This is a genomic window from Pseudomonas sp. GZD-222 (genome assembly GCF_049310525.1).
Lineage (GTDB): Bacteria > Pseudomonadota > Gammaproteobacteria > Pseudomonadales > Pseudomonadaceae > Aquipseudomonas.
In genome coordinates this window covers 1-26,250 of sequence record NZ_JBMOWO010000096.1, presented here as the reverse complement: position 1 = coordinate 26,250, position 26,250 = coordinate 1, and the positions used below count along the sequence as shown (strand labels likewise).

Annotated in this window: 23 protein-coding genes; 5 read left to right on the top strand and 18 right to left on the bottom strand. The window is 58.9% G+C overall.

Annotation, left to right across the window (positions count from 1 at the left end):
- The first annotated feature begins 164 nt into the window (after positions 1-164).
- Together fabA and fabB are read left to right on the top strand one after the other, a co-directional pair.
- The gene (fabA, locus tag ACO6VD_RS18140; protein WP_045202185.1) at positions 165-680 is read left to right on the top strand and encodes a 3-hydroxyacyl-[acyl-carrier-protein] dehydratase FabA; all 516 of its coding nucleotides are present in this window, start codon (positions 165-167) and stop codon (positions 678-680) included.
- An 11-nt stretch (positions 681-691) separates the two neighbouring features.
- Positions 692-1,912 carry a beta-ketoacyl-ACP synthase I gene (fabB, locus tag ACO6VD_RS18135; protein WP_038613087.1) on the top strand — a complete coding sequence of 407 codons (1,221 nt, stop codon included), beginning with the start codon at positions 692-694 and terminating at the stop codon, positions 1,910-1,912.
- Between the two features lie 70 nt (positions 1,913-1,982).
- On the opposite strand, the gene ACO6VD_RS18130 is transcribed toward fabB, so the two are convergent.
- The 3 genes from ACO6VD_RS18130 to ACO6VD_RS18120 form a co-directional block, all read right to left on the bottom strand.
- The gene (locus ACO6VD_RS18130; RefSeq protein WP_422421038.1) at positions 1,983-3,608 is read right to left on the bottom strand and encodes a methyl-accepting chemotaxis protein; all 1,626 of its coding nucleotides are present in this window, start codon (positions 3,606-3,608) and stop codon (positions 1,983-1,985) included.
- Positions 3,609-3,747: 139 nt separating this feature from the next.
- Positions 3,748-4,212, bottom strand: coding sequence for a DUF3859 domain-containing protein (locus tag ACO6VD_RS18125; RefSeq protein ID WP_400173506.1), 465 nt, complete (start codon positions 4,210-4,212; stop codon positions 3,748-3,750).
- Positions 4,213-4,294: 82 nt separating this feature from the next.
- Positions 4,295-5,302 carry an amidohydrolase family protein gene (locus tag ACO6VD_RS18120; RefSeq protein ID WP_422421035.1) on the bottom strand — a complete coding sequence of 336 codons (1,008 nt, stop codon included), beginning with the start codon at positions 5,300-5,302 and terminating at the stop codon, positions 4,295-4,297.
- 115 nt (positions 5,303-5,417) lie between these two features.
- Here ACO6VD_RS18120 and ACO6VD_RS18115 point away from each other — a divergent pair, with 115 nt between their 5' ends.
- On the top strand, positions 5,418-6,278 hold the full coding sequence (locus ACO6VD_RS18115; protein ID WP_422421034.1) for a pirin family protein: 861 nt from the start codon (positions 5,418-5,420) through the stop codon (positions 6,276-6,278).
- An 87-nt stretch (positions 6,279-6,365) separates the two neighbouring features.
- On the opposite strand, the gene ACO6VD_RS18110 is transcribed toward ACO6VD_RS18115, so the two are convergent.
- From ACO6VD_RS18110 to ACO6VD_RS18095, 4 genes are all read right to left on the bottom strand, one after another.
- A complete protein-coding gene (locus ACO6VD_RS18110; RefSeq protein WP_422421032.1) occupies positions 6,366-7,091 on the bottom strand; it encodes a dienelactone hydrolase family protein in 726 nt (241 codons plus the stop codon).
- Positions 7,092-7,147: 56 nt separating this feature from the next.
- Positions 7,148-9,052, bottom strand: a complete 1,905-nt coding sequence (gene htpG, locus ACO6VD_RS18105) for a molecular chaperone HtpG (protein WP_422421030.1) — start codon at positions 9,050-9,052, stop codon at positions 7,148-7,150.
- Positions 9,053-9,157: 105 nt separating this feature from the next.
- A complete protein-coding gene (locus ACO6VD_RS18100) occupies positions 9,158-9,619 on the bottom strand; it encodes a PaaI family thioesterase (protein WP_422421028.1) in 462 nt (153 codons plus the stop codon).
- The gene (locus ACO6VD_RS18095; protein ID WP_422421027.1) at positions 9,616-10,092 is read right to left on the bottom strand and encodes a PaaI family thioesterase; all 477 of its coding nucleotides are present in this window, start codon (positions 10,090-10,092) and stop codon (positions 9,616-9,618) included. The genes ACO6VD_RS18100 and ACO6VD_RS18095 overlap by 4 nt, the downstream gene beginning before the upstream one ends.
- Positions 10,093-10,247: 155 nt before the next feature.
- Between ACO6VD_RS18095 and ACO6VD_RS18090 the strand changes: the two genes are divergently transcribed.
- Positions 10,248-10,523: a hypothetical protein gene (locus tag ACO6VD_RS18090; RefSeq protein WP_422421026.1), complete on the top strand. Its 276-nt coding sequence runs from the start codon at positions 10,248-10,250 to the stop codon at positions 10,521-10,523.
- Between the two features lie 68 nt (positions 10,524-10,591).
- Here ACO6VD_RS18090 and ACO6VD_RS18085 read toward each other — a convergent pair whose 3' ends face one another.
- The 11 genes from ACO6VD_RS18085 to sdhC form a co-directional block, all read right to left on the bottom strand.
- Positions 10,592-11,335 (bottom strand): DUF599 domain-containing protein, encoded by a 744-nt coding sequence (locus tag ACO6VD_RS18085; RefSeq protein WP_422421024.1) that lies wholly within the window; start codon positions 11,333-11,335, stop codon positions 10,592-10,594.
- 189 nt (positions 11,336-11,524) lie between these two features.
- Positions 11,525-12,838: a branched-chain amino acid transport system II carrier protein gene (gene brnQ / locus ACO6VD_RS18080; protein ID WP_422421022.1), complete on the bottom strand. Its 1,314-nt coding sequence runs from the start codon at positions 12,836-12,838 to the stop codon at positions 11,525-11,527.
- A 307-nt stretch (positions 12,839-13,145) separates the two neighbouring features.
- Positions 13,146-14,030, bottom strand: coding sequence for a succinate--CoA ligase subunit alpha (sucD, locus tag ACO6VD_RS18075; protein ID WP_038613108.1), 885 nt, complete (start codon positions 14,028-14,030; stop codon positions 13,146-13,148).
- Positions 14,030-15,196 carry an ADP-forming succinate--CoA ligase subunit beta gene (gene sucC, locus ACO6VD_RS18070; RefSeq protein ID WP_038613110.1) on the bottom strand — a complete coding sequence of 389 codons (1,167 nt, stop codon included), beginning with the start codon at positions 15,194-15,196 and terminating at the stop codon, positions 14,030-14,032. Before sucC ends, sucD begins: the two co-directional genes overlap by 1 nt.
- A gap of 175 nt (positions 15,197-15,371) precedes the next feature.
- On the bottom strand, positions 15,372-16,808 hold the full coding sequence (gene lpdA, locus ACO6VD_RS18065; protein WP_400173516.1) for a dihydrolipoyl dehydrogenase: 1,437 nt from the start codon (positions 16,806-16,808) through the stop codon (positions 15,372-15,374).
- A 94-nt stretch (positions 16,809-16,902) separates the two neighbouring features.
- A complete protein-coding gene (gene odhB, locus ACO6VD_RS18060; RefSeq protein ID WP_157193386.1) occupies positions 16,903-18,123 on the bottom strand; it encodes a 2-oxoglutarate dehydrogenase complex dihydrolipoyllysine-residue succinyltransferase in 1,221 nt (406 codons plus the stop codon).
- Positions 18,124-18,165: 42 nt separating this feature from the next.
- A complete protein-coding gene (locus ACO6VD_RS18055) occupies positions 18,166-20,997 on the bottom strand; it encodes a 2-oxoglutarate dehydrogenase E1 component (protein ID WP_422421019.1) in 2,832 nt (943 codons plus the stop codon).
- Between the two features lie 246 nt (positions 20,998-21,243).
- Entirely contained in the window at positions 21,244-21,948 is a 705-nt protein-coding gene (locus tag ACO6VD_RS18050; RefSeq protein WP_045188779.1) for a succinate dehydrogenase iron-sulfur subunit, read from the bottom strand.
- Between the two features lie 12 nt (positions 21,949-21,960).
- Complete coding sequence (gene sdhA / locus ACO6VD_RS18045) at positions 21,961-23,733, bottom strand: succinate dehydrogenase flavoprotein subunit (protein WP_422421017.1); 1,773 nt, start codon at positions 23,731-23,733, stop codon at positions 21,961-21,963.
- 3 nt (positions 23,734-23,736) lie between these two features.
- Entirely contained in the window at positions 23,737-24,105 is a 369-nt protein-coding gene (gene sdhD, locus ACO6VD_RS18040; RefSeq protein WP_028945358.1) for a succinate dehydrogenase, hydrophobic membrane anchor protein, read from the bottom strand.
- Entirely contained in the window at positions 24,099-24,485 is a 387-nt protein-coding gene (gene sdhC, locus ACO6VD_RS18035) for a succinate dehydrogenase, cytochrome b556 subunit (protein ID WP_174446946.1), read from the bottom strand. The genes sdhD and sdhC overlap by 7 nt, the downstream gene beginning before the upstream one ends.
- A 350-nt stretch (positions 24,486-24,835) precedes the next feature.
- On the opposite strand from sdhC, the gene gltA reads away from it, so the two are divergent.
- Positions 24,836-26,125 (top strand): citrate synthase, encoded by a 1,290-nt coding sequence (gltA, locus tag ACO6VD_RS18030; RefSeq protein WP_038613122.1) that lies wholly within the window; start codon positions 24,836-24,838, stop codon positions 26,123-26,125.
- The last annotated feature ends 125 nt before the right edge of the window (positions 26,126-26,250 follow it).

Sequence of the window (26,250 nt, the reverse complement as noted above, 5' to 3'; positions counted from 1 at the left end):
TGAAAATAAAATTTCAGTGCACAAGTGTACTTCTTTGCCCCGTGCGCTGTGACTTTCACTACAACGCAATAGTCTATGTGTAGGCTGCCGCCCCAAGCACAAGCGTTTTGGGTCGGCCGGGAAGATTTGCCCCCCTGCCGCACGGGGACTATTGAGGAGCTCGCATGACCAAACAAAACGCCTTTACTCGGGAAGACCTGCTGCGCTGCAGTCGCGGTGAGCTGTTCGGCCCAGGTAACGCGCAACTGCCCGCCCCGAACATGCTGATGGTGGATCGCATCACCCATATCAGCGCCGAGGGTGGCAAGTACGGCAAAGGTGAATTGGTCGCCGAGCTGGATATCACCCCGGATCTGTGGTTCTTCGCTTGCCACTTCGAAGGTGATCCGGTCATGCCAGGCTGCCTGGGCCTTGATGCCATGTGGCAGCTGGTCGGCTTCTACCTCGGCTGGCAAGGCCTGCCAGGTCGCGGTCGCGCCCTGGGTTCCGGTGAAGTCAAATTCTTCGGCCAGGTGCTGCCAACGGCAAAAAAAGTCACGTACAACATTCACATCAAGCGCGTCCTGAAGGGCAAGCTGAACATGGCCATCGCTGATGGCTCGGTCAGTGTCGACGGTCGCGAGATCTACACCGCCGAAGGCCTTCGGGTCGGCGTATTCACCTCCACTGACAACTTCTAAGGGTTATCCGCATGCGCCGCGTCGTTATCACTGGTCTGGGCATTGTTTCGTGCCTGGGCAATGACAAAGAGACCGTCTCCGCCAACCTGCGTGCAAGCCGCCCTGGCATCCGATTCAACCCGGAATATGCCGAAATGGGTCTGCGTAGCCAGGTTTCCGGCTCCATTGACCTCAACCTCGAAGAACTGATCGACCGCAAGATCTTCCGTTTCGTCGGTCACGCTGCTGCCTACGCCTACCTGGCGATGGCCGACGCGATCAAAGATTCGGGCCTGACCGAAGAACAGGTGTCCAACCCGCGTACCGGCCTGATCGCCGGCAGCGGCGGCGCGTCGACCCTGAACCAGATGGAAGCGCTGGACATCCTGCGCGAAAAAGGCGTCAAGCGCGTTGGCCCGTACCGCGTCACCCGGACCATGAGCAGCACCGTCTCGGCGTGCCTGGCCACCCCGTTCAAGATCAAGGGCCTGAACTACTCCATCGCCTCTGCTTGCGCCACCAGTGCGCACTGCATCGGCACCGCGATGGAGCAGATCCAGATGGGCAAGCAGGACATCGTCTTCGCCGGTGGCGGTGAAGAAGAGCACTGGAGCCAGTCGTTCCTGTTCGACGCCATGGGCGCCCTGTCCAGCAAGCGCAACGACACCCCGGAAAAAGCCTCCCGTGCCTACGACGCCGACCGTGACGGCTTCGTTATCGCCGGTGGCGGCGGTATGGTCGTGGTCGAGGAGCTGGAGCACGCTCTGGCCCGTGGCGCGAAAATCTATGCCGAAATCGTCGGCTACGGTGCCACTTCCGATGGCTACGACATGGTCGCCCCGAGTGGCGAAGGCGCAATTCGCTGCATGCAGCAGGCGCTGTCCACCGTCGACACCCCGATCGACTACCTGAACACCCACGGCACCTCGACCCCGGTTGGCGACGTTGCCGAGATGAAAGGTGTGCGTGAAGTGTTCGGCGACAAGGCACCGGCCATCAGCTCGACCAAGAGCCTGTCCGGTCACTCCCTGGGCGCCGCCGGCGTTCATGAAGCGATCTACTGCATGCTGATGATGGAAGGCAACTTCATTGCCGGTTCCGCCAACATCGACGAGCTGGATCCAGAAGTGGCTGACCTCCCGGTTCTGCGTGAAACCCGCGAAAACGCCAAGATCGATACTGTGATGAGCAACAGCTTCGGCTTCGGCGGCACCAACGCCACCCTGGTGCTCAAGCGCTGGGAAGGCAAGTAAGGGCTAGTCTCTTGCACTGAAAACGCCCCGACTGGTTCGGGGCGTTTTTGTTTGTGCCTGGCATTCCCACCTAAACCGAAAACCGCCCTACCAACCCATTCAGATCAATCGCCAACTGCGACAACGCCTGACTCGCCGCATTGGTCTGATTGGCCCCCGCCGACGTCTGCATCGCCAGATCGCGAATGTTGGTCAGGTTGCGATCCACCTCCCGCGCCACCTGCGCCTGCTGCTCAGAGGCGCTAGCAATCACCAGGTTGCGCTCGTTGATCAGGCTGATAGCGGCGGCAATCTCCTCCAGCGCAGCCCCTGCCGCATGAGCCCCTTCCAGCGTGCTGCGGGCACGGTCGTTGCTCTGCTGCATGCCCGAGACCGCGCGATCAGTACCCTGCTGAATACCATGAATCATCTGTTCGATTTCCTGAGTCGACTGCTGGGTGCGATGCGCCAGGGCCCGTACCTCATCGGCCACTACCGCAAAACCGCGCCCTGCATCCCCGGCCCGGGCTGCTTCGATTGCAGCATTGAGGGCCAGCAGGTTGGTCTGCTCGGCAATGGCCCCAATCACATCCAGTACCTTGGTAATGCCATGCACCTGCTGCGCCAGCTGACCCACCTCTTCGGCGTTGGACGTCACACCTGCCGCCAGCGACTCGATCGAGGCCACCGTCAGACGCACTTGCTCACGGCCCTGGTGGGCGATCCGGTTCGACTCGCGAGACGCTTCTGAAGTGGCCACCGCGTTGCTGGCGACCTCCTCCACTGCCGTCGTCATCTGATTGACCGCCGTCGCCGCCTGCTCGATTTCCTGGCTCTGCTGCATCAGGCCGCGCGTGGCATCTTCAGTCACTGCACTCAACTCTTCTGACGCCGAAGCCAACTGGCTGGATGAGTCGGAGATGCGCGAAATCGTATCGCGCAAGCTGTGCTGCATCTGCTTGAGCGCCGTCAACAGCCGCGCCGGCTCGTCATTGCCGTGTACCGCAATCTGCGGAGTCAGGTCGCCGGTGGCTACCACCTCGGCCACCTGCAGTGATTGCGCCAAGGGACGGACGATACTGCGGGTCAAGGTCAGCGCCAGAACGATGGTAATCACCAGCGCGGCCAGCAACAGCGCAACGACCCAGACCTGGGCATTCTTGTACACCGCCTCGGCCAGGTCGGTAGCGGTGTTGGCATGATGGTTATTCAGCGCGATCAGCTCGTTGAGCGTGGCGGTAAGCTGATCGGCCATCTGGTTCATCTCGCCATTGACCAGGGCAATGGCGGCATCGACCTGCCCTTGCACCGACAGCTCGGTTACCTGGGCTTGCAAGCCCAGGTACTGTTGTTCAAGTTTCAGGTAGCGATCAAACAGCGTCTGCTCTTCAGGCAGGACAATCAGCGCCTGGTACTGCTGCTGCGCCTTGCTCAGGCCGGCCTTGATTTCCTCGATGCGCGTCTTGTTCTGCTGCAGCGACTGCGGGTCGCGATTGATCAGTAAGCGCAAGTTCAGGGCACGAATACGCAAAGTGTCCTGGGACATCTTGCCTACCGCGATGACGCTGGGCAGCCAGTTGCTGTCGACCTGCTGCGACTGTTGGCGCATGCTGCCCATCTGCATCAGCGCAAAAGCACCGAGAGCAACCACCAACAGTGCCACCAGACCGAATCCCAAACCGGCCCTGGGCGCGATATTCATGCTTCTCAAGTTCATCTTCCGGCTCCTTCCAAAAGCGCTGCAAAGCGATGCAGCTGTCCCTTCTTCTAGAAGATATCGGCCCTTGGAAGATTTGCGTTAGACGAAAACATGATATCAAAACGCCCGCTCATCTCGACGACAGGCGCGGTCCGCTTCAGCGCACGGTAAACCGCTGTTCGGCGAGCAGGCGATCACCCTGGAAAACCATGAAATGCCACTGCCCCGGCACCACTTCATGAGTTTCGGTGAACTCGTAGGCCATGACATCCTGTGCGGCACCAGGCACCAGTTTCTGTACCACTTCGAATTTGTCGTGGCGCTTGCCATCGGGGGTACGCACCCCTGGCGTGAGGTACAGCAAGGTCAGCGGTGTGTCTTCCGCGACCTTGCCTTCCAGGCGGTAGCGCATGCCGAACTTGCTGCCCAGCCGCGCCGGAATCTCGTCAGTGTGCTGGATCGTCTGATTGCTCTGGGTCAGTACCCGCTCGCCCGGCTGGAAGTTCTGGTGACGGGTTTCGAACAGGCCATACTCGACCGGCCCTTCTACCCGGACCTCGGCACTGGCCAGGCCACTGACCAGCAAAAGCCCGCACACAGCACTGAAACGACTGGAAAACATGATGCACTCCATCAGGATTGATGGCGGCAGGCTATGACGCTGGCATGACAGCCTGATGACAACTGAAAAACTGACAGGCACATCATTCTCGCTTGCGTGGCAAAACCGCGAGAAAGTTCTCCTGCGCGACCTTTTGCGCCACCTCGGCGGGCAAGGCATCGAGAAAAGGATCGAAACTATGTAGTTGTTCTCCCAGGCTATCAAACCGGCCAACCACATCAGAACCGAGCATGAAGCGCTCGGGGAAGCGCTTGACCAGCGCTACCCACTCCCCCCTGGGTTTGCCCTGCTCGTCCAGCAAGTAAGGCTGCAGCACGCTCCAGGACAGGTCCACATAGAGATTGGGATAGCTTTCGAGCATGCGCGACAGCGTTGGCAATAGAAAATCCAACTGCGTTTGATGGCGGTGGATCTCCATGCTGGTGCCGGCATGGGCCCAGATGAACCGGGTGTGTGGATGGTTGCGCAACGGCTCTTCAATTTCAGCCAGGTACAACGGATTGCGCTCGCGCTTGGAAGTGATATTTGAATGGATCAGCACCGGCAGATCCTGCTCGGCCGCCAGGTGGTAGATACGGGTCATGGCTTCGTTGTTGGCACGAGGCGTATCGCCACTGGTCAGCGCCGTCAGGTCATCATGCCGGGTGAAGACCTCGCCAATGCCCTGCCAGAGCCCCGGATACAGTACGAGCATCCGCTCGATATGCGCCACAGCATTCTTGTCCACCGGGTTGAAGCCGGTCAGAAACGGGTGAAAGCGCTGGCGTTGTTCAGGTTCGAGTTTTTCCAGCGCTGCCGCCACGTAAATATCGGTGGCGCTATACCAATAGGCATCGGCATCGTCACCGGCGTAGTAGCGCGGGCGCTTGGGTTCGTCCTCATGCCATTTTTTCGCTACCGCGACACCCGAGATCATCGATTGATCGATACGCGCCGCATCCATCGCCTTGAGCAGCGCCTGCATGCCCTCGCTTTCCTGGAAGAAGTCCACGTAGTGCAAGTGTGCATCGCTGTAGCGATACTCCCGCGCCTGTACGCTTTGCAGGGTCATTCCCATCAATACCATCCAGCCCAGATGCCTGGCAAACATTGCACGCTCCTTCCTGGCGATTCAGACAGGGTAGACCGGCCTGGTCGCCGCGCAGTTCAGGCGACGCGTGTAACAGGTTATGCTCAAGCTCATCATTCCCGGCCTGGAGCCCACCGTGAGCAACCCTCTGGTCATCCACCCTCGCGCCGAATCCGTCGAGGGCCAACCGATCCTGCGCCCACTACCTTCGGCACAGTGCCGCAGTGTCGGACCGTTCGTGTTCTTCGACCACATGCTCGAGACCGACTATGCGTCCGGCCATGGCGTGAATATTCGGCAGCACCCACATATTGGTCTTTCTACCCTGACCTACCTGTTCGAAGGCGAGCTCCTGCACAAGGACAGCCTAGGCTCGGATCAACGGGTCAAGGCCGGGGACGTCAGCTGGATGACGGCAGGTAGCGCTATTGCCCATGTCGAGCGCACCCCGGCTGATCTGTTAGCCAGCGGCTCACGCCTGCATGGCCTGCAAATCTGGTTGGCCTCCCCCAAAGACAAGGAACAAGGACCCGGACATTACAGCCATCACCCGGCCGCGACCCTACCAGGCAGCGACAGCCTGGGGGTGAACATTCGCCTGATTGCCGGCAGCGGTTTCTGCCTGCAATCACCGGTGCCGGTGCTTTCACCGACCCTCTACGCCTTGGTGCAAATGCAGTCCGCCACCACCTTGAGTGTCCCGACCGAGCACGTCGAGCGCGCGCTCTATGTGCTCGAAGGCGAAGTATTCTTGAATGACGAAGCCGTCGAGCCCCACAGCCTGGTGGTGCTGCCCGAAGGTGAAGAAATGAGCCTGTACGCCGAGAGTGAAAGCAAACTGGTGCTGTTCGGTGGCGCGCCGCTGGATGGGCCACGGCGGATGAACTGGAACTTCGTTGCCAGTGATCCGGCGTTGATCGAGCAGGCCCGGGCGCGCTGGGCGGCCGGGGATTGGCCGACGGTGCCGGGGGAAAGCGAGCGAATCGAGTTGCCTTGAAATTGATCGCGGGGCAAGCCCGCCGGCAAGCCCGCCCCCACCGGGAGAGTGAAAACTCGGTGGGAGCGGGCTTGCCCCGCGAAACTGTCAGACTTTGAAGACTTCATCCAGCAAGTTGTACATCGCCCGGAACGCCCGCTTGGAGGTACGCGCGTCGTACTTCATCTTGCCAGGGATGTTTGCTGCGGTATCAGTGAACGAGTGCACTGCGCCGCCATAGCTGACCAGTTGCCAGTCAACCTTGGCCGCGTCCATCTCTGCCTCGAAGGCCGGCAATTGCTCCTTGGGTACAAACGGGTCAGCCGCACCGTGCAATACCAGCATCGAAGCCTTGACCTTGCCTTCTTGCGCCGGCAACGGCGTGTCGAGGGTGCCATGGAATGACACCGCAGCCTGCAGGCGGGCATCCTCGCGGGCCAGTTCCAGCGCACAACATCCGCCAAAACAAAAGCCGAAGGTAGCCAGTTTGCCCGGTTCCAACACCGCCTTCGATTGCCCCAACAACTGATCCAGCGCTGCCTTCAGGCGCTTGCGCAGCTCAACCCGATCATCCTTCAACGGCGTCATTGCCGCACCCGCTTCGTCCATGTTCGAGGGTCGCAGGGTCTGCCCGTAGATATCGGCGAGCAACACCACGTAGCCCTGGGCGGCAACATCCCGGGCAATCCGTTCAGCCCCTTCGCCAACCCCCATCCAGTTTGGCGCCATCAGCAAACCAGGTTGCGCCGTGGCACCCTGGGTATAGAACAAGCGACTCTCATAGGCTTTGCCGGCAACATGATAGACCAGCGAATCAACGGTAACCTTGCTCATGCACTCCTCCTTGCACCATGAAAAAAGCCCGCCGAAGCGGGCTTTCCTGCAACTACTTAAGCCGATAACTCGACCAGCAGCTTGTTCAGGCGACGAACGTAAGCCGCCGGGTCCTTCAGGCTGTCACCTGCCGCCAGCGCGGCCTGATCGAAGAGGATGTGCGAGAAGTCAGCGAAACGGTCTTCGCTCTGCTCGTTATCCAGCTTCTCGATCAGCGGATGGCCTGGGTTGAATTCAAAGATCGGCTTGGAGTCCGGCACCTTCTGCCCGCTGGCTTCAAGGATCTGGCGCATCTGCAGACCCAGGTCCTGTTCACCAATAGCCAGAATCGCTGGCGAATCGGTCAGACGGTGCGATACCCGCACTTCGCTGACGCTTTCACCCAAGGCGGCCTTCAGACGCTCGACCAGGCCTTCTTTTTCCTTGGCGACTTCTTCCTGGGCTTTCTTGTCCTCGTCGGAGTCCAGCTTGCCCAGATCCAGGTCACCACGGGCAACGTCGACGAAGCTCTTGCCGTCGAACTCGCTCAGGTAGCTCATCAGCCACTCGTCGATACGGTCGGTCAGCAGCAGCACTTCGATGCCTTTCTTGCGGAAGACTTCCAGGTGCGGGCTGTTCTTGACCTGCGCGTAGGACTCGCCGGTGAGGAAGTAAATCTTGTCCTGACCTTCCTTGGCGCGAGCCAGGTAGTCGGCCAGGGACACGCTCTGCTCGCCGCTGTCGTCGCTGGTGGACGCAAAGCGCAGCAGGCCGGCGATCTTCTCTTTGTTGGCGAAGTCTTCGGCCGGACCTTCCTTCATCACCTGACCGAAGTTCTTCCAGAAGCCCTTGTACTGCTCAGGCTCGTTCTTCGCCAGCTTCTCGAGCATGTCCAGCACGCGCTTGGTCAGCGCCGACTTCATCGAGTCGATGATCGGGTCTTTCTGCAGGATTTCCCGCGAGACGTTCAGCGACAGGTCGTTGGAATCGACCACGCCTTTGATGAAGCGCAGGTACAGCGGCAGGAACGACTCGGCCTGGTCCATGACGAACACACGCTGGACGTACAGCTTCAGACCGCGCGGCGCTTCGCGCTGGTACAGGTCAAACGGCGCACGTGCCGGCACGTACAGCAGCGAGTTGTACTCAAGCTTGCCCTCGACCTTGTTGTGACTCCAGGCCAGCGGGTTCTCGAAATCGTGGCCGATGTGCTTGTAGAACTCCTGGTATTCCTCGTCCTTGATCTCGGTACGCGGACGGGTCCACAGGGCGCTGGCGCGGTTGACGGTTTCCCATTCCACGGCCGGTTTCTCTTCACCCTCAGCCGCTTCGACTTCTTTAGGCAGCTCGATCGGCAGGGCAATGTGGTCGGAGTATTTCTTGATGATATTGCGCAGGCGCCAGCCATCGGCGAACTCTTCTTCACCTTTTTTCAGGTGCAGAACAATACGCGTGCCGCGATCGGCTTTGTCCACAGTGGCGACATCAAAATCGCCTTCGCCCCTGGAGGACCAATGCACGCCTTCGGCAGCCGGTGCGCCGGCACGACGGCTGAACACGTCAACTTTGTCGGCGACGATGAAGGCCGAGTAGAAGCCCACACCGAACTGGCCGATCAGGTGCGAGTCTTTCTTCTGGTCACCACTAAGGTGCTTCATGAAGTCGGCAGTGCCGGACTTGGCAATGGTACCCAGGTGGGTGATCACGTCCTCGCGGCTCATGCCGATGCCGTTGTCTTCGAGGGTGACGGTATTGGCGTCTTTATCGAAGCTGACACGAATTTTCAGCTCAGCGCCGCCTTCTAACAGCTCAGGCTTGGCCAGGGCTTCGAAACGCAGTTTGTCGACCGCGTCAGAAGCGTTGGAAATCAGTTCGCGAAGGAAGATTTCCTTGTTCGAATACAGGGAATGGATCATGAGGTGCAGCAGTTGCTTTACCTCGGTCTGGAAGCCCAGGGTTTCTTTTTGAGTTTCCACACTCATGGTCTTCAACACTCCAATCTGATGGCAGTTGTCGTTCGGCAGGCGGGCACATCGGCCCTGGCCTGCTTTCACGGCGGGATGAGCAACAGATGGGGGCGCGAGAGACTATTTCAAGGGCTGATTGATTTCTTCGATCTTGAAATGCGCGCGTGCGGTAGCAATGGGCTCGTCCTGACTGCCTTGCCAGGCGGTGATCGCCACATTGGTCACCCGTCGCCCCTGACGCCACAGCTGGCAGCGAGCATAGGTATCGCGAAAATGCCCGGCACGCAGGTAGTCGATAGAGAAATCGATGATCTTCGGAATCGTCGCACTCTCGGTGAAAATCAGCAGGTACAGTGCCGCCGACAACTCCATGAAACCGGCGATCACGCCACCATGAATAGCCGGCAGCAGTGGATTGCCGATGTTGTCCCGATTGGCTGGCAAGCAGAACAGCAGGTCATCGCCCTGGCGACTGCACTGGATGCCGATCAAGCCCGCATACGGAATTAGTTGCAATAGCGGCTGGTAGTTGCCTTCAGCATGGGCCTGACGCAGTTGCGCGTGTATCTCTGGAGGAATCATTGCGTAGGCTCCTTCAACGCATTACCAAAGTTCAGACCACCCTTCACACCTTTGCCCAAGCGCATGAAGGTACCGACCACCTGGGCTATCGGTTGCTCGGGATCATCCTGGTAGGCCATGCCACGGGTGAAAATCACATCCCGAGTGACCCGGTAACAATGGGCATAACCGTAGATATCCAGCCCGGCCTTGGCCGGATGCATATAGTCGATGCGCAGGTCGAGGGTCGGGCAGACCTCAAACTCGGCCAGCGCACACAACGTAGCCATGCCACAGGTGGTATCCATCAATGTAGTCAGGGCACCACCGTGAATAGCGCCGGTCTGGGGATTACCGACAATTTTCGTCGAATACGGCAACAACAGGGTCATTCCCTGAGTATCTGCATGCTGCACACGCATCTTTAACACCTGGCAATGAGGCAGCGCAGAAAGAAATCGCTCAGCCATGGCCATCAATGGAGTGTCGCTCATGTCACTAAGACCCTTGTGGTTATTGAAGCTATGCACATGCCTGAAAAAAAGTCTATATAGATCCGAGAGTTATATATCTGTAATGTATGTGGAACTTATTCCAGTTACTTGAGCTCAAAGGAACAAGTAACTTATTCCACAAGGAGAAACACCCCATGCGTAAACCTTTTGCTTTCGCCGTAATGCTGGCCGCCGCCCTGGGTCTCGCTGCTTGCGATAAAGCCAGCGAAGACAAAGCTCAGGATGCTGCGCAACACACCGAGAACGCCCAGCAAAAGATGGACGAAGCTCAGGATAAAGTGAACGAGGCCGCAAAAGAAAACGCTGAAGCCGCCAAAGACAGTGCTGAAGCGCAACAGAAAGCTGCTGAAGAAGCCGCTAAAGAAGCCGCTCCTGCTGCTCCGGTCACTCCTGCCGAGCCTGCCAAGTAAGCAAGCCCGCTGGAATAAAAAACCCGACAATTGTCGGGTTTTTTTATGCCTGCGTTTTAGTTAACCCTTCAGTTAACCGCAGTCTCTTTATTCCCTTCCGCCGCAGGCGCTTCGGTGGGGGTATAGACCATCACATCCAGTACATCGGAGTGAAACTCGCGCCGATACAGCACTACTACCACGCCCGCACTCATCAGCATGAACAGCCAGGGACTGATGAACCAACTGAGCATGGCCATGCCGAAATAATAAGAACGCAAGCCGAAGTTGAACTGGTTGGCGGCCAGGGAAATCACCCGAGCGGCACGCTGGGCAAACGCCTTGCGCTCCATTTCACTGACATGGCGCTCGCCGATCATTGGCGCCGAGCCCACCAGCACAGCAGCGAAGTTGTACTGGCGCATGCACCAGCTGAAAGTGAAAAAGGCATAGACAAACACCGTGGCCAGGCACAGCAGTTTGATTTCCGACATGCCTTGAGTCGCTTGCTGGACCAGCGGCAGATCTGCCAGCAGTGACACAGCGCGGTCAGAGGCACCAAGCACGGTGAGGATACCGGCGAGAATAATTAGCGTACTGGAAGCAAAAAACGACGCATTGCGCTCAAGGTTGCCGATCACACTGGCATCGGCGATGCGGTTGTCGCGCATCAGCATGCGGCGCATCCAGTCTTCACGGTACAGATGCAGCACGCTGGCTAGGCATGCGGTATCACGCCCTTTCCAGGTCGCGTAGCGGGTATAGCCGCCCCAGCAGACAACAAACCAGCAGGCCGCCAGCAGGTGATTCAGATTGCTTTGAATGAAGCTCATGCGAGGTCCCGGTAAAAAGTTTCGCGCACAGTAGAACGCATTGACCGACGTTCGACGCTTAGCCGAAGAAAAAGACACGCCCTGGACCAAGAAACGAAAAAGCCCCGCATCTTTTCAGATGCGGGGCTTGGAATCTGCCCTGCCCGACGCGCGATGGCTTGTGGCCGACGTCAGGCTAGAGGCCTATTCTCAGGCCAGCGCTTCGCGCGGCTTGCCGAGCATGCGGTCACAGACCACGGCCACACCCAGGGTGACGACCGAAGGGACCAGCCAGGCCAGGCCCTGCTCGCTCAATGGCAGATGTGCCAAGACGTCTGGCAGCAGGTGAGCCAGGCTGGTGCCCTTGATGGCATCAACCATACCGAACAGCAGCGATACCAGCATCACGGGTGCGAGGATGCGTACCTGGGAGTTCCACAGCTCTTTGCAGAAGCTCAGGCCGACCACCACGATGCACGGCGGATAGATCGCAGTCAGCACCGGGATCGAGAACATGATCAGCTTGGTCAGACCCAGGTTGGAGATCAGCAGCGAGAAGCCGCAGAGGATCACCACCAGGGTGCGGTAGGACAACGGCAACACCTGGCTGAAGTACTCGGCACAGGCACAGGTCAGACCCACCGCAGTCACCAGACAGGCCAGCGCAATCAGTACCGCCAGGAAGCCACTGCCCAGGGAGCCGAAGGTGTGCTGCACATAAGCGTGCAGGACTGCTGCGCCATTGGTCGCACCGGTGGCAATTTCATGGCTGCTCGCACCCAGGCGGAACAGGCTGATGTATACCAGCGCCAGGCCGACACCGGCGATCAGGCCGGCAATGATGGCGTAACGGGTGATCAGCCGCGGCGACTCGACGCCACGGGAACGAATGGCGTTGACGATAACGATACCGAACACCAGCGCACCCAGGGTATCCATGGTCAGGTAACCATTGATGAAGCCTTGGGAGAACGCCGAAGCTTCATAGGCCGGCAATGCGTCACCGCTGGTACCAGCCGGCAGCATGAACGCAGCAATACCCAGGGCCGCCAGGGCAATGATCTTCAGCGGTGCCAGGAAGCGCCCCACGGTATCGAGCAACTTGCCGGGATACATGGACACCGCCAGCACCACCAGGAAGTACACCAGGCTGTAGATGAACAGTGCCATCGGGCTTTCGCCGGTCAGCGGGGCCACGCCCACTTCGAAGGACACCGTCGCGGTGCGCGGGGTAGCGAACAGCGGGCCGACCGACAGGTAGCAGACCGCCGCAAGCAAGCCACCGGCAACTTTACCGATAGGACTGCTCAGTGCGTCCATGCCGCCGCCAACCTTGGCCAGGGCGATAACCGTGATGACCGGTAGGCCTACCGCAGTGATCAGGAAGCCCAATGCCGCCATCCAGACATGAGGACCGGACTGCAGGCCGACGATAGGCGGGAAGATGATATTGCCCGCACCGACGAACAACGCGAACGTCATAAAACCAAGCGCCAGGATGTCCTGGCCTTTCAACACTTTCATTAAGGAAATACCACACTTCTGAAATCGGGATTTAGAGAGGGATTTCCCCTTGGGTGAGGGAAAATGTAGCCCGTCCGGATGAGACAAGCCCTTTAAAGCATGCCCGTACCCTTTTGGGGTACCGACACGAAAGTGCGCACAGTGTAACCAAGTTGCACCAAGCGCGCACCGCTGCCAGACGAGGTGTCCGATGAGCGCACATGTTTGTCGCCTTGATGACAGCAATCCGGGTGTCACTTGGTAATACCTGATCCCGTAGAAACAAAAAGGCCACCCGAAGGTGGCCTTTTTGTTCAGCGGGCAGTGATTACTTCTTCACTTCCCAGCCAGTCAGCTCGGCCAGGGCCTTGCCGATGTCTGCCAGCGAACGCACGGTTTTCACACCAGCGTCTTGCAGAGCAGCGAATTTCTCGTCTGCAGTGCCTTTGCCGCCGGAGATGATTGCGCCAGCGTGGCCCATACGCTTGCCCGCAGGAGCGGTAACACCAGCGATGTAGGAAACGACAGGCTTGGTCACGTTAGCCTTGATGTAGGCAGCCGCTTCTTCTTCAGCCGAACCGCCGATCTCACCGATCATGACGATCGCTTCGGTCTTCGGGTCTTCCTGGAACAGCTTCAGGATGTCGATGAAGTTCGAGCCCGGGATCGGGTCACCGCCGATACCAACGCAGGTGGACTGACCGAAACCGGCGTCAGTGGTCTGCTTGACCGCTTCGTAGGTCAGGGTGCCGGAACGGGAAACGATACCGACCTTGCCTGGCAAGTGGATGTGACCTGGCATGATGCCGATCTTGCACTCGCCCGGAGTGATGACGCCTGGGCAGTTAGGGCCGATCAGGGTAACACCCAGCTCGTCGCACTTGACCTTGGCATCCAGCATGTCCAGGGTAGGAATGCCTTCGGTGATGCAGACGATCAGCTTGATGCCGCCGAACGCCGCTTCCAGGATCGAGTCTTTGCAGAAAGGAGCCGGAACGTAGATAACCGAAGCGTCAGCACCGGTAGCCGCAACGGCTTCTTTAACGGTGTTGAACACAGGCAGGCCCAGGTGAGTGGTGCCGCCTTTGCCCGGAGTCACGCCGCCAACCATCTTGGTGCCGTAGGCGATGGCTTGCTCGGAGTGGAAAGTACCTTGCGAGCCGGTGAAGCCCTGGCAGATGACTTTGGTGTCTTTATTGATCAGGACGCTCATTACTTGCCCTCCGCAGCTTTTACAACTTGTTGAGCAGCGTCGGTCAGGCTGGTTGCAGCAATGATGTTCAAACCGCTTTCTGCCAGTACTTTAGCACCCAGTTCAGCGTTGTTACCTTCCAGGCGAACAACAACCGGTACCTTGACGCCGACTTCTTTCACCGCGCCGATGATGCCTTCGGCAATCATGTCGCAGCGAACGATGCCGCCGAAGATGTTGACCAGAACGGCCGCAACATTGCTGTCGGACAGAATGATCTTGAAGGCTTCGGTAACGCGCTCTTTGGTAGCACCACCACCTACGTCGAGGAAGTTGGCTGGCTTGCCGCCGTGCAGGTTGACGATGTCCATGGTACCCATGGCCAGGCCAGCACCGTTGACCATGCAACCGATGTTGCCTTCCAGGGCCACGTAGTTCAGCTCGAAGCTGGCAGCGTGGGCTTCACGAGGGTCGTCTTGCGACGGGTCGTGGAAGGTTTTCAGCTTAGGCTGACGGTACATGGCGTTAGCGTCGATGTTGATTTTCGCATCGAGGCAGTGCAGGTCGCCGTCGGCCTTGATGACCAGCGGGTTTACTTCCAGCAGGGCCAGGTCGTGTTCTTTGAACAGCTTGGCCAGGCCGACGAAAATCTTGGCGAACTGTGCAACTTGCTTGCCTTCCAGACCCAGCTGGAATGCCAGTTCACGACCTTGGAATGGCTGAGCGCCAACCAGAGGATCGATAGTAGCCTTGATGATCTTCTCAGGAGTGTCGTGAGCGACTTTCTCGATGTCCACGCCACCTTCGGTGGAGGCCATGAACACGATACGACGGCTCGAACGGTCGACTACAGCGCCCAGGTACAGCTCTTTGGCGATGTCAGTGCAGGATTCGACCAGGATCTTGGTCACTGGCTGACCGTTGGCGTCAGTCTGGTAAGTCACCAGACGCTTGCCCAACCACTGCGCAGCAAACGCTTTGGCGTCTTCTTTGCTGCGAACCAGCTTGACGCCGCCCGCTTTACCGCGACCACCGGCGTGAACCTGGGCTTTTACAACCCACTCGGTGCCACCGATTTTTTCGCAGGCTTCTGCGGCAGCTTCAGGGGTGTCGACTGCGAAACCCTTGGAAACTGGCAGGCCGTATTCAGCGAACAGCTGCTTACCCTGATACTCGTGAAGATTCATGCTTTTTACCGTCTTCGTTAGGTACTGCGCTTCGGCGCTGCGCTCTTGTCGAGTGCCGCGCCACCTGTGACCACTTGCCCCCGGCATGCTCCGGGAGTTCGAGTCCGGCGGACTTTCCGCGGTGAGTCATGCACGCAAGACTCACGACGGGCCACCCGCCGTGGTTTCTTATTGTTTAACGCTTCTTACGGTTGGCTACGTGAATGGCACCGCCATTCACAGCCAGCGCGGCTTCATGCAGCGCTTCGGACAGGGTCGGATGGGAGAAAACCATCATGCCCAGGTCTTCAGCGCTGGTGCCGAATTCCATTGCGATTGCACCCTGCTGCACCAGTTCGGCAGCCGATGGGCCAATCACGTGTACACCCAGAACGCGGTCGGTCTTGGCATCGGCGATGACCTTGACGAAACCACCGGTGTCGTTGGCCGCCATCGCACGGCCGCTGGCCGCGAACGGGAAGGTGCCCACGTTAACCTCAACGCCTTCAGCCTTCAAGGTCTGTTCGGTTTTACCGACCCACGCGATTTCCGGGTGAGTGTAGATAACCGATGGGATCAGGTCGTAGTTCATCTGGGCTTTGTGGCCCTTGATGCGCTCGACAACCATGATGCCCTCTTCCGAGGCTTTGTGAGCCAGCATCATGCCACGAACCACGTCACCGATGGCGTAAACGCCCGGTACGCTGGTCGCGCAATGATCATCGACGAAGACGAAACCACGCTCGTCGATGGTCACGCCGCTATCGGCAGCCAGCAGATCAGTGGTCACTGGACGACGGCCGACCGCAACGATCAGCTTGTCGAAGGTGATTTTCTGTTCGCCGTTGGCATCGGTGTAGGTCACTTCGACTTCAGCGCCGTTGACCTTGGAGCCGGTCACGCGAGCGCCCAGCTTGATGTCCAGACCTTGCTTGGTCAGGGTCTTCAGGGCTTCCTTGGAGACGGCGGCATCGGCAGCCATCAGGAAGGTGTCCAGCGCTTCCAGGACGGTTACTTCTGCGCCCAGGCGAGCCCAGACCGAACCCAGTTCCAGACCGATAACGCCAGCACCGATAACGCCCAGGCGCTTAGGTACGGCCTGGAATTCCAGGGCGCCGGTGGAGTCGACGATGACATTCTGGTCGACCGGAGCCGGTGGAATGTCGATCGGACGCGAACCGGAAGCCAGGATCACGTTTTCGGCTTCGATGATTTCGGTGGTGCCGTCAGCTTTGGTGACTTCGACTTTTTTGCCAGCCAGCAGCTTGCCGTGGCCCTGGATCGAAGTAACGCCGTTGGCCTTGAACAGGGTGGCAACACCGCCGGTCAGGTTCTTGACGATGCCAGCCTTGCGGCCAACCATCGCAGCGACGTCCATTTTGACTTCGCCGGTGGAGATACCGTGAACGTTGAAGCTTTCTTTGGCTTCCTTGTACTTCCAGGAGCTGTCCAGCAGCGCCTTGGACGGAATGCAACCCACATTCAGGCAGGTACCGCCGAGGGCCAGTTTGCCCTCGCCGTCAGTGTACTTCTCGATACAGGCAGTGCTCAGACCGAGTTGCGCGGCCTTGATAGCAGCTACGTAGCCGCCAGGACCTGCGCCAATCACTACCACGTCGAATTTCTGGGTCATAAAAGATTCCTTTTAGCTTCAAGCGACAAGCTGCAAGCTGCAAAACGAAACGTTTCTACCAGAAACGTAACGTTTGCGGCTTGCAGCTGTTTTATCAGATGTCCAGCAGCAGACGAGCCGGGTCTTCCAGCAGGTTCTTGATGGTCACCAGGAAGGTCACGGCTTCTTTACCGTCGATCAGGCGGTGATCGTAGGACAGCGCCAGGTACATCATCGGACGGATAACGACCTGACCGTTGACGGCCATAGGACGCTGGATGATGTTGTGCATGCCCAGGATAGCAGCCTGCGGCGGGTTGACGATCGGGGTCGACATCATCGAACCGAAGGTACCACCGTTGGTGATGGTGAAAGTACCACCGGTCATTTCGTCGATCGACAGCTTGCCGTCACGTGCCTTCTTGCCGAAGGTAGCGATGCCGTTTTCGATCTCGGCCAGGCTCATCAGCTCGGCGTTACGCAGAACCGGTACCACCAGGCCACGGTCGCTGGATACGGCAACGCCGATGTCCGCATAGCCATGGTAGACGATGTCGGAACCGTCGATCGAGGCGTTGACCGCCGGGAAGCGTTTCAGCGCTTCGGTAGCAGCCTTGACGAAGAACGACATGAAGCCCAGGCGAACGCCGTTGTGGGTCTTCTCGAACAGGTCCTTGTACTTCGAACGCAGAGCCATGACTTCAGTCATGTCGACTTCGTTGAAGGTGGTCAGCATGGCCATGTTCGACTGTGCTTCGACCAGACGCTTGGCAACGGTGGCACGTACGCGAGTCATCGGTACACGCTTCTCGGTACGATCGCCAGTAGCAACGATCGGTGCGGCAGCAGCAGCGGCAGGCTTGGCAGCTGGAGCGGCGGCCGGTGCGGATTTCTTCGCTTCGATGGCAGCTACAACGTCTTCCTTGGTGATGCGACCGTCTTTACCGGTGCCCTTGATGCTGTTCAGCGCGATACCGTTCTCTTCGGCCAGCTTGCGTGCAGCCGGAGCGCCGATGGCGTCTTCGTCGCCAGCAGCAGCGGCAGGTGCAGCAGCGGCAGCAGGAGCGGCGGCAGCGGCAGGAGCAGCGGCGGCAACGCCACCTTCTTCGATCGAGCCCAGGACTTCGTCGGACAGGACGGTTTCGCCCTCGCCCTTGACGATAGCGCCCAGTACGCCGTCGGCGGTAGCCAGTACTTCGAGGACAACCTTGTCGGTCTCGATGTCGACGATCAGTTCGTCACGCTTGACCGCTTCGCCCGGTTGCTTGTGCCAGGTGGCAACGGTGCCATCGGCAACCGATTCCGGGAAAGTAGGGGCTTTGATCTCGATAGCCATTATCAGTGGTTCCTTAAATTCGGTTTCTAGTGCGCGATGGCATTAAACGGTGAAGGCATCTTGCAGCAGTTTTTCCTGCTGCTCGGCGTGCATCGAAGCGTAACCACAAGCAGGTGCTGCCGAAGCATCACGACCGGCGTACTCCAGAACCAGCTCTTTATTGTGGCGGCTCAGGATACGACGCATGTGGTGCTGGCTGCTGTACCAGGCGCCCTGGTTCATCGGCTCTTCCTGGCACCACACCACGTCCGTGAGACTGGTGTATGGCGCGAGGATCTCGACCAGATCGTCCTCAGGGAATGGATACAGCTGCTCGATACGCACGATAGCGATGTCTTCGCGGCCTTCGGCACGGCGTTTTTCCAGCAGATCGTAGTAGACCTTGCCCGAGCACAGGACCAGGCGAGTGACCTTTTTCGGATCGAGGGTATCGATTTCCGGGATCACGGTCTGGAACGAGCCTTCGGCCAGATCTTCCAGGGTCGAGATGGCCAGCTTGTGGCGCAGCAGCGACTTTGGAGTCAGTACGATCAGCGGCTTGCGCAGCGGACGGATGACCTGACGACGCAGCAGGTGGTAGATCTGAGCCGGCGTGGTCGGTACGCAAACCTGGACGTTGTGCTCGGCGCACAGCTGCAGGTAACGCTCCAGACGTGCCGAGGAGTGCTCAGGCCCCTGCCCTTCATAACCGTGAGGCAGCAGCATGGTCAGACCGCACAGACGGCCCCACTTGTGCTCGCCACTGGTGATGAACTGGTCGACAACCACCTGGGCACCGTTGGCGAAGTCGCCGAACTGGGCTTCCCAGATAACCAGCGCGTTTGGCTGGGTGGTCGAGTAACCGTATTCGAATGCCAGGACCGCTTCTTCGGACAGGAACGAATCGTACAGGTCGAAACGTGGCTGGCCTTTGTAGAGGTTCTGCAGCGGGATATAGGTGCTGGCGTCCTTCTGGTTGTGCAACACCGCATGGCGGTGAGAGAAGGTGCCGCGGCCGATATCCTGACCGGTCATGCGAATCGGGTGACCTTCGAACGCCAGCGTGGCGTAGGCCATGGTTTCGGCGTAGCCCCAGTTGATCGGCAAGCCACCGGCCTGCATCTTCTGGCGGTCTTCGTAGATCTTCGAAACCTGACGCTGAACCACGAAGCCTTCTGGCAGCTCCAGCAGCTTGGCCGACAGTTCCTGCAGGGTCTTCAGATCGAAGCGGGTGTCGTGACGCGCGGTCCAGGCGTGGCCCAGATACGGACGCCAGTCGACGAACAGCTCTTTGTTCGGCTCTTTGACCAGGCTCTTCACTACGTGCAGGCCGTTGTCCAGCGCGTTACGGTACTCGTCGACCTTGGCCTGGACGCGCTCGGCGTCAAGACGACCCGATTGGGTCAGGGCGTCAGCGTACAGCTCGCGGGTGGTGCGCTGCTTGGCGATCTGCTGGTACATCAGCGGCTGGGTGCCGTTCGGCTCGTCGGCCTCGTTGTGGCCGCGACGACGGTAGCAGACCAGGTCGATGACCACGTCACGCTTGAACTGCATGCGGTAATCGACGGCCAGCTGGGTCACGAACAACACTGCTTCCGGGTCATCACCGTTGACGTGCAGGATCGGCGCCTGAATCATCTTGGCGACGTCGGTAGCGTACTCGGTGGAACGCGAGTCCAGCGGGTTGCTGATGGTGAAACCAACCTGGTTGTTGATCACGATGTGCACGGTACCGCCGGTCTTGAAACCGCGGGTCTGCGACATCTGGAAGGTTTCCATGACCACGCCTTGACCGGCGAATGCCGCGTCACCGTGGATGGAAATCGGCAGCACCTTGTCGCCAACACTGTCGTTACGACGGTCTTGACGGGCACGTACCGAACCTTCAACCACTGGCGAGACGATCTCCAGGTGCGAAGGGTTGAACGCCATGGCCAGGTGAACTTCACCACCGGCGGTCATCACGTTGGACGAGAAGCCCTGGTGGTATTTAACGTCACCGGAGCCCAGCTCGACCTTCTTCTTGCCTTCGAACTCGTCGAACAGGTCGCGCGGGTTCTTGCCGAAGGTGTTGACCAGAACGTTCAGACGGCCACGGTGGGCCATGCCGATCACAACTTCCTTGGTGCCGTAGGAACCAGAACGTTGAATCAGCTCGTCCAGCATCGGAATGAGGCTCTCGCCACCTTCCAGACCGAAACGCTTGGTGCCCGGGTATTTGGTACCCAGGTACTTCTCCAGACCTTCTGCTGCGGTAACGCGCTCGAGCAGGTGGCTCTGGACATCTGCCGAGAAAGCCGGGCGACCACGAACGCTCTCCAGACGCTGCTGGAACCAGCTGCGCTGCTCGGAGTCGACGATGTGGGTAAATTCGGCGCCAATGGTGCGGCAATATGTCTGCTGCAAAGCGTCGAAGATTTCGCGTAGGCTCGCTTCCTCTTTGCCGATGAACAGGTCGCCGGCACGGAAGGTCGTATCAAGATCGGCATTGGTCAAGCCGTAGTGATTGATCGACAGGTCTACTGGCGCAGGGCGCTGCCACAACCCCAGGGGGTCGAGCTTAGCGGCTTGGTGGCCGCGCATACGGTAGGCCTGGATCAGTCGCAGAACTTCAACCTGCTTCTTCTCGTGTTCACTGCTCACGCTCCCGGCGGAAACCGGTTGGGCGCGGCGCTGGTTCTTTGCCAGCAGTACGAAATGGTCGCGGATTGTAGAGTGCGATACATCGGTAGCGGTGCTGCCTTCGGCGGGCAACTTCTGGAAGTAAGTGCGCCACTCTTCTGGCACAGCGTTAGGGTCGTGCAGGTAGAGCTCGTAGAGCTCTTCCACATATGCAGCGTTACCACCTGAAAGGTGGGCGCTTTCCCACATGCGCTGCATCACGCTTTCTTGCATGCTTGGTCACCCTCGGTTAGGGGACGGATCGGCGAGAGCCATAGCAAGCCTGGAAAAGTCCCAATGCAGCGACCGAACCAAGCCACCAAGGATCCCACAGATTTTCCGGGTACCAGCCCGGAAGCCCCTGCTGGTCTCATATCTTCATAGGTAAAAGCTCGGGCTTTTTGAGCCCTCGCTCGGGTTTCACCTTGGTGCGGGCAAGGGCCCGCACCTCGGCGTGCTACGGGTACAACACTTTAAAAATCAGGTACCGCTTTGCAGCAACATGTTACGTACGTGACCGATTGCCTTGGTCGGGTTCAGACCTTTAGGGCAAACGTTTACGCAGTTCATGATCCCGCGGCAGCGGAATACGCTGAACGGGTCATCCAGCGAAGCCAGACGCTCCTGGGTCTTGGTGTCACGGCTGTCGGCCAGGAAACGATAGGCCTGCAGCAGTGCAGCTGGACCGAGGAACTTGTCAGGGTTCCACCAGAACGAAGGGCAGGAAGTCGAGCAGCAAGCGCACAGGATGCACTCGTACAGACCGTCCAGCTTCTCACGCTCTTCCGGCGACTGCAGACGCTCGATGGCCGGAGCCGGCGTGTCGTTCTGCAGGAATGGCTTCACCTTCTCGTACTGCTTGTAGAAGATGCTCATATCGACGACCAGGTCACGAATGACCGGCAGCCCAGGCAACGGACGGATGATCAGCTTGTTACGCTTGACCACTGCCGACAGCGGCGTGATGCAGGCCAGGCCGTTCTTGCCGTTGATGTTCATACCGTCGGAACCGCAAACACCTTCGCGGCACGAACGACGATACGAGAAACCTTCATCCTGTTCTTTGATCAGTGCCAACACATCCAGCACCATCAGGTCCTTGCCACCGGTATCGACCTGGAACGTCTGCATCTTCGGCGCAGAGTCGGTATCGGGGTTGTAACGATAGACTTCGACTTGCAACATAGCGACCACCCCTTAGTAAGTCCGGACTTTTGGCTCGAACGCCGGTACGGTTTTCGGCGCGAAGTTGACGGCGCGCTTGGCAACCCGTTTTTCGCCCGGGAAGTACAGGGTGTGGCACAGCCAGTTTTCGTCGTCACGGTCTTCGAAGTCTTCACGGGCGTGAGCACCGCGCGACTCTTTGCGAACTTCTGCAGCGATTGCAGTGGCTTCAGCGACTTCCAGCAGGTTCTGCAGCTCCAGCGCTTCGATACGCGCGGTGTTGAAGGCCTGGGACTTGTCGTTGATCTTGACGTTGGCAATACGCTCACGCAGTTGAGCCAGCAGCTCGATACCCTTCTGCATGTATTCGCCAGTACGGAATACACCGAAGTAGTTCTGCATGCAGCTTTGCAACTCGCGGCGCAGGGTAGCGACGTCTTCACCGGTGTTGCGCTCGTTGAGCTTGTTCAAACGGCTCAGGGCAACATCGATGTCGGTGTCGCTGGCGTCGAGGTATTCGATACCGTCGCTCAGCGCTTTTTCCAGGTGCAGACCAGCGGCACGACCGAAGACAACCAGGTCGAGCAGCGAGTTGCCGCCCAGGCGGTTGGCACCGTGAACCGATACGCAGGCCACTTCGCCTACAGCGAACAGACCCGGGATGATCTGGTCAACGCCATCGGCGTCTTGAGTCATCGCCTGACCGTGAATGTTGGTGGCAACGCCGCCCATCATGTAGTGGCAGGTCGGAACAACAGGAACCGGAGCAACAACCGGGTCAACGTGAGCGAAGGTCTTGGACAGCTCACAGATGCCTGGCAGGCGGCTGTGCAGCACTTCTTCACCCAGGTGGTCAAGCTTGAGCATCACGTGGTCGCCGTTAGGGCCACAGCCGTTACCGGCGATGATCTCTTTAACCATGGAACGGGCCACAACGTCGCGACCGGCGAGGTCTTTGGCGTTAGGCGCGTAACGCTCCATGAAACGCTCGCCATGCTTGTTGATCAGGTAACCACCTTCACCACGGCAACCTTCAGTAACCAGTACACCGGCGCCGGCGATGCCGGTCGGGTGGAACTGCCACATTTCGATGTCCTGGACCGGAACGCCTGCACGCAGGGCCATGCCGATACCGTCACCGGTGTTGATCAGGGCGTTGGTGGTGGACGAGTAGATACGGCCAGCACCGCCAGTAGCCAATACAGTGGCCTTGGCTTTGATGTACATGGTTTCGCCGGTTTCGATGCAGATTGCGATCACACCAACGAAGGCACCTTCCTTGTTCTTCACCAGATCAACGGCGTAGTACTCGTTGAGGAAGGTGGTGCCTGCTTTCAGGTTGCCCTGGTACAGGGTGTGCAGCAGCGCGTGACCGGTACGGTCGGAAGCGGCACAGGTACGGGCGGCCTGGCCACCTTTACCGAAGTCCTTGGACTGACCGCCGAACGGACGCTGATAGATACGGCCGGTTTCGGTACGCGAGAACGGCAGACCCATGTGATCCAGTTCGAAGACCGCAGCCGGGCCTTCTTGACACATATATTCGATAGCATCCTGGTCACCGATGTAGTCGGAGCCCTTGACGGTATCGTACATGTGCCAGCGCCAGTCATCGTTCGGGTCGGCCGAAGCGATGGCGCAGGTGATGCCACCCTGGGCGGATACGGTGTGCGAACGGGTCGGGAAGACCTTGGTGATCACGGCAGTCTTGTGACCACCCTGAGCCAGCTGCAGCGCAGCGCGCATACCGGCACCACCACCACCAACGATGATGGCGTCGAATGAAATCGTAGGAATGTTAGCCATGAATCAGATACCCCAGAGAATCTGCACACCCCAGACGAAGTACGCGAACATCGCGACACCACATACCGCCTGGAACAGGAAACGTACGGCAGTCGCCGACTTGCCCAGCGCCATCGGCGTCAGGTAGTCGGTAGCAATGGTCCACATGCCGACCCAGGCGTGAGCGCCCAGGGCAACGAGTGCCAGCAGACTGAAAATACGCATCGCGTTGTTGGAGAACAGAGCGTGCCACTGGGCAAACTCGATGCCCGGGTGCGCGACCAGGTATCCGATCAGGAAAATGAAATAAGCCGCGAGAACGACCGCAGAAACGCGCTGCGCCATCCAGTCATAGAGGCCCGAACGCGAGAGGTTCGTGACGTTGGTTACCATATCCAAACTCCTGCCAGCACGATCACCACCACAGAGACGGCGATGATAATTTTCGAGCCCAGTCTTCCGCCTTCCAGCGTTTCACCGATGCCCATGTCCATGATCAAGTGGCGCACACCGGCTACCAAGTGATACAGCAAGGCGGACAGGAGGCCCCATGCCACGAATTTGGCCAGCGGACTGGTCAAACATGCCTTCACCTCGGCGAAACCTTCCTCCGAACCCAGGGATTTGCCCAATGCATAAAGCATGATGCCAAGGCCCAGGAAGAGGATGATGCCGGAAACACGGTGAAGAAATGACGTAACGCCGGTAATGGGGAGTTTGATGGTCCTTAGGTCTAGGTTTACAGGTCGTTGGCTTTTCACGGCTTTTTTCACACTGAAGAGCCCCTAGCAAGCAGGGCAAAGTTGTTGGTAAGTGTACTGGTCAGGTACCCACCACCCAGGGAGTGACGACCCCAGCAACACGGGCTTGCAAGCCCCTGGCGGTCGGGGGCCGATTATAGACAGTTAGGCTACTAATGACAACGCAGAGCCCTAGCCCAAATAGCGCATTGCCTTTAGCGGATAAAAGGCGTAAACGGGCGGCAATTTCGAGGAAAAACCACGCCCAAAGCCCTTTACAACCATGCTTTAGGCAAATTGACATTCGAATTTATCTCACTATAGTGGTGCGGGCCCTGCGTGGGGGGTCTGTCTGATGATTTCAAGCATTAATAGGAGGCCACATGGCTGACAAAAAAGCGCAGTTGGTCATCGAGGGCGCAGCCCCCGTCGAGCTGCCCATTTTAACCGGCACCGTTGGTCCCGATGTTATCGACGTTAGAGGGTTGGGGGCCACGGGTCACTTCACTTTCGACCCTGGTTTCATGGCGACCGCATCCTGCGAGTCGAAGATCACTTATATCGACGGCGACAAGGGTATCCTGCTGCACCGCGGCTATCCGATCGAACAGCTCGCTGAAAAATCCGATTACCTCGAGACTTGCTACCTGCTGCTCAACGGCGAACTGCCGAATGCCGAGCAGAAGGCCCAGTTCGTCAGCACCGTGAAGAATCACACCATGGTGCACGAGCAGTTGAAGTCCTTCTTCAACGGCTTCCGCCGCGACGCCCACCCGATGGCCGTCATGTGCGGTGTGGTTGGCGCCCTGTCGGCGTTCTATCACGACTCGCTGGACATCAATAACCCGCAGCACCGCGAAATCTCCGCGGTCCGCCTGGTCGCCAAGATGCCGACCCTGGCAGCGATGGTGTACAAGTACTCCATGGGTCAACCCATGATGTACCCGCGCAACGACCTGTCGTACGCGGAAAACTTCCTGCACATGATGTTCAACACCCCGTGCGAGATCAAACCGATCAGCCCGGTACTGGCCAAGGCAATGGACCGGATTTTCATCCTCCACGCCGACCACGAGCAGAACGCCTCGACCTCCACCGTCCGTCTGGCCGGTTCGTCGGGCGCCAACCCGTTCGCCTGTATCGCTGCCGGCATCGCTGCACTCTGGGGCCCGGCTCACGGCGGCGCCAACGAAGCAGTGCTGACCATGCTCGATGAAATCGGCGATGTCTCGAACATCGACAAATTCATCGCCAAGGCCAAGGACAAGAACGATCCGTTCAAGCTGATGGGCTTTGGTCACCGCGTCTACAAGAACCGTGACCCACGCGCCACCGTAATGAAGCAGACCTGCGACGAAGTCCTGCGCGAGCTGGGCATCAAGAACGATCCGCAGCTGGAGCTGGCGATGCGCCTGGAAGAGATCGCCCTGACCGATCCGTACTTCATCGAGCGCTCGCTGTACCCGAACGTCGACTTCTACTCGGGGATCATCCTCAAGGCGATCGGCATTCCGACCAGCATGTTCACCGTGATCTTCGCCCTGGCGCGTACCGTCGGCTGGATCTCGCACTGGAAAGAAATGCTCTCCAGCCCGTACAAGATTGGCCGTCCGCGCCAGCTGTACACCGGCTACGAGTCGCGCGACATCACCAAGCTGGAAGACCGCAAGTAAGCCCTGCGCTGAACACGAAAAAAGGCTGCCCTCGGGCAGCCTTTTTTATTGTGGGCTTGGGGGGGGGGGGGGGGGGGGGGGGGGGGGGTGGGGGGGGGGGGGGAAACGGAAAAGGGGGGGGGCGA

Coding starts and splice junctions, on each gene's coding strand:
- fabA (WP_045202185.1), top strand. CDS start 165: ATGACCAAACAAAACGCCTTTACTCGGGAAGACCTGCTGCGCTGCAGT.
- fabB (WP_038613087.1), top strand. CDS start 692: ATGCGCCGCGTCGTTATCACTGGTCTGGGCATTGTTTCGTGCCTGGGC.
- ACO6VD_RS18130 (WP_422421038.1), bottom strand. CDS start 3,608: ATGAACTTGAGAAGCATGAATATCGCGCCCAGGGCCGGTTTGGGATTC.
- ACO6VD_RS18125 (WP_400173506.1), bottom strand. CDS start 4,212: ATGTTTTCCAGTCGTTTCAGTGCTGTGTGCGGGCTTTTGCTGGTCAGT.
- ACO6VD_RS18120 (WP_422421035.1), bottom strand. CDS start 5,302: ATGTTTGCCAGGCATCTGGGCTGGATGGTATTGATGGGAATGACCCTG.
- ACO6VD_RS18110 (WP_422421032.1), bottom strand. CDS start 7,091: ATGAGCAAGGTTACCGTTGATTCGCTGGTCTATCATGTTGCCGGCAAA.
- htpG (WP_422421030.1), bottom strand. CDS start 9,052: ATGAGTGTGGAAACTCAAAAAGAAACCCTGGGCTTCCAGACCGAGGTA.
- ACO6VD_RS18100 (WP_422421028.1), bottom strand. CDS start 9,619: ATGATTCCTCCAGAGATACACGCGCAACTGCGTCAGGCCCATGCTGAA.
- ACO6VD_RS18095 (WP_422421027.1), bottom strand. CDS start 10,092: ATGAGCGACACTCCATTGATGGCCATGGCTGAGCGATTTCTTTCTGCG.
- ACO6VD_RS18090 (WP_422421026.1), top strand. CDS start 10,248: ATGCGTAAACCTTTTGCTTTCGCCGTAATGCTGGCCGCCGCCCTGGGT.
- ACO6VD_RS18085 (WP_422421024.1), bottom strand. CDS start 11,335: ATGAGCTTCATTCAAAGCAATCTGAATCACCTGCTGGCGGCCTGCTGG.
- brnQ (WP_422421022.1), bottom strand. CDS start 12,838: ATGAAAGTGTTGAAAGGCCAGGACATCCTGGCGCTTGGTTTTATGACG.
- sucD (WP_038613108.1), bottom strand. CDS start 14,030: ATGAGCGTCCTGATCAATAAAGACACCAAAGTCATCTGCCAGGGCTTC.
- sucC (WP_038613110.1), bottom strand. CDS start 15,196: ATGAATCTTCACGAGTATCAGGGTAAGCAGCTGTTCGCTGAATACGGC.
- lpdA (WP_400173516.1), bottom strand. CDS start 16,808: ATGACCCAGAAATTCGACGTGGTAGTGATTGGCGCAGGTCCTGGCGGC.
- odhB (WP_157193386.1), bottom strand. CDS start 18,123: ATGGCTATCGAGATCAAAGCCCCTACTTTCCCGGAATCGGTTGCCGAT.
- ACO6VD_RS18055 (WP_422421019.1), bottom strand. CDS start 20,997: ATGCAAGAAAGCGTGATGCAGCGCATGTGGGAAAGCGCCCACCTTTCA.
- ACO6VD_RS18050 (WP_045188779.1), bottom strand. CDS start 21,948: ATGTTGCAAGTCGAAGTCTATCGTTACAACCCCGATACCGACTCTGCG.
- sdhA (WP_422421017.1), bottom strand. CDS start 23,733: ATGGCTAACATTCCTACGATTTCATTCGACGCCATCATCGTTGGTGGT.
- sdhD (WP_028945358.1), bottom strand. CDS start 24,105: ATGGTAACCAACGTCACGAACCTCTCGCGTTCGGGCCTCTATGACTGG.
- gltA (WP_038613122.1), top strand. CDS start 24,836: ATGGCTGACAAAAAAGCGCAGTTGGTCATCGAGGGCGCAGCCCCCGTC.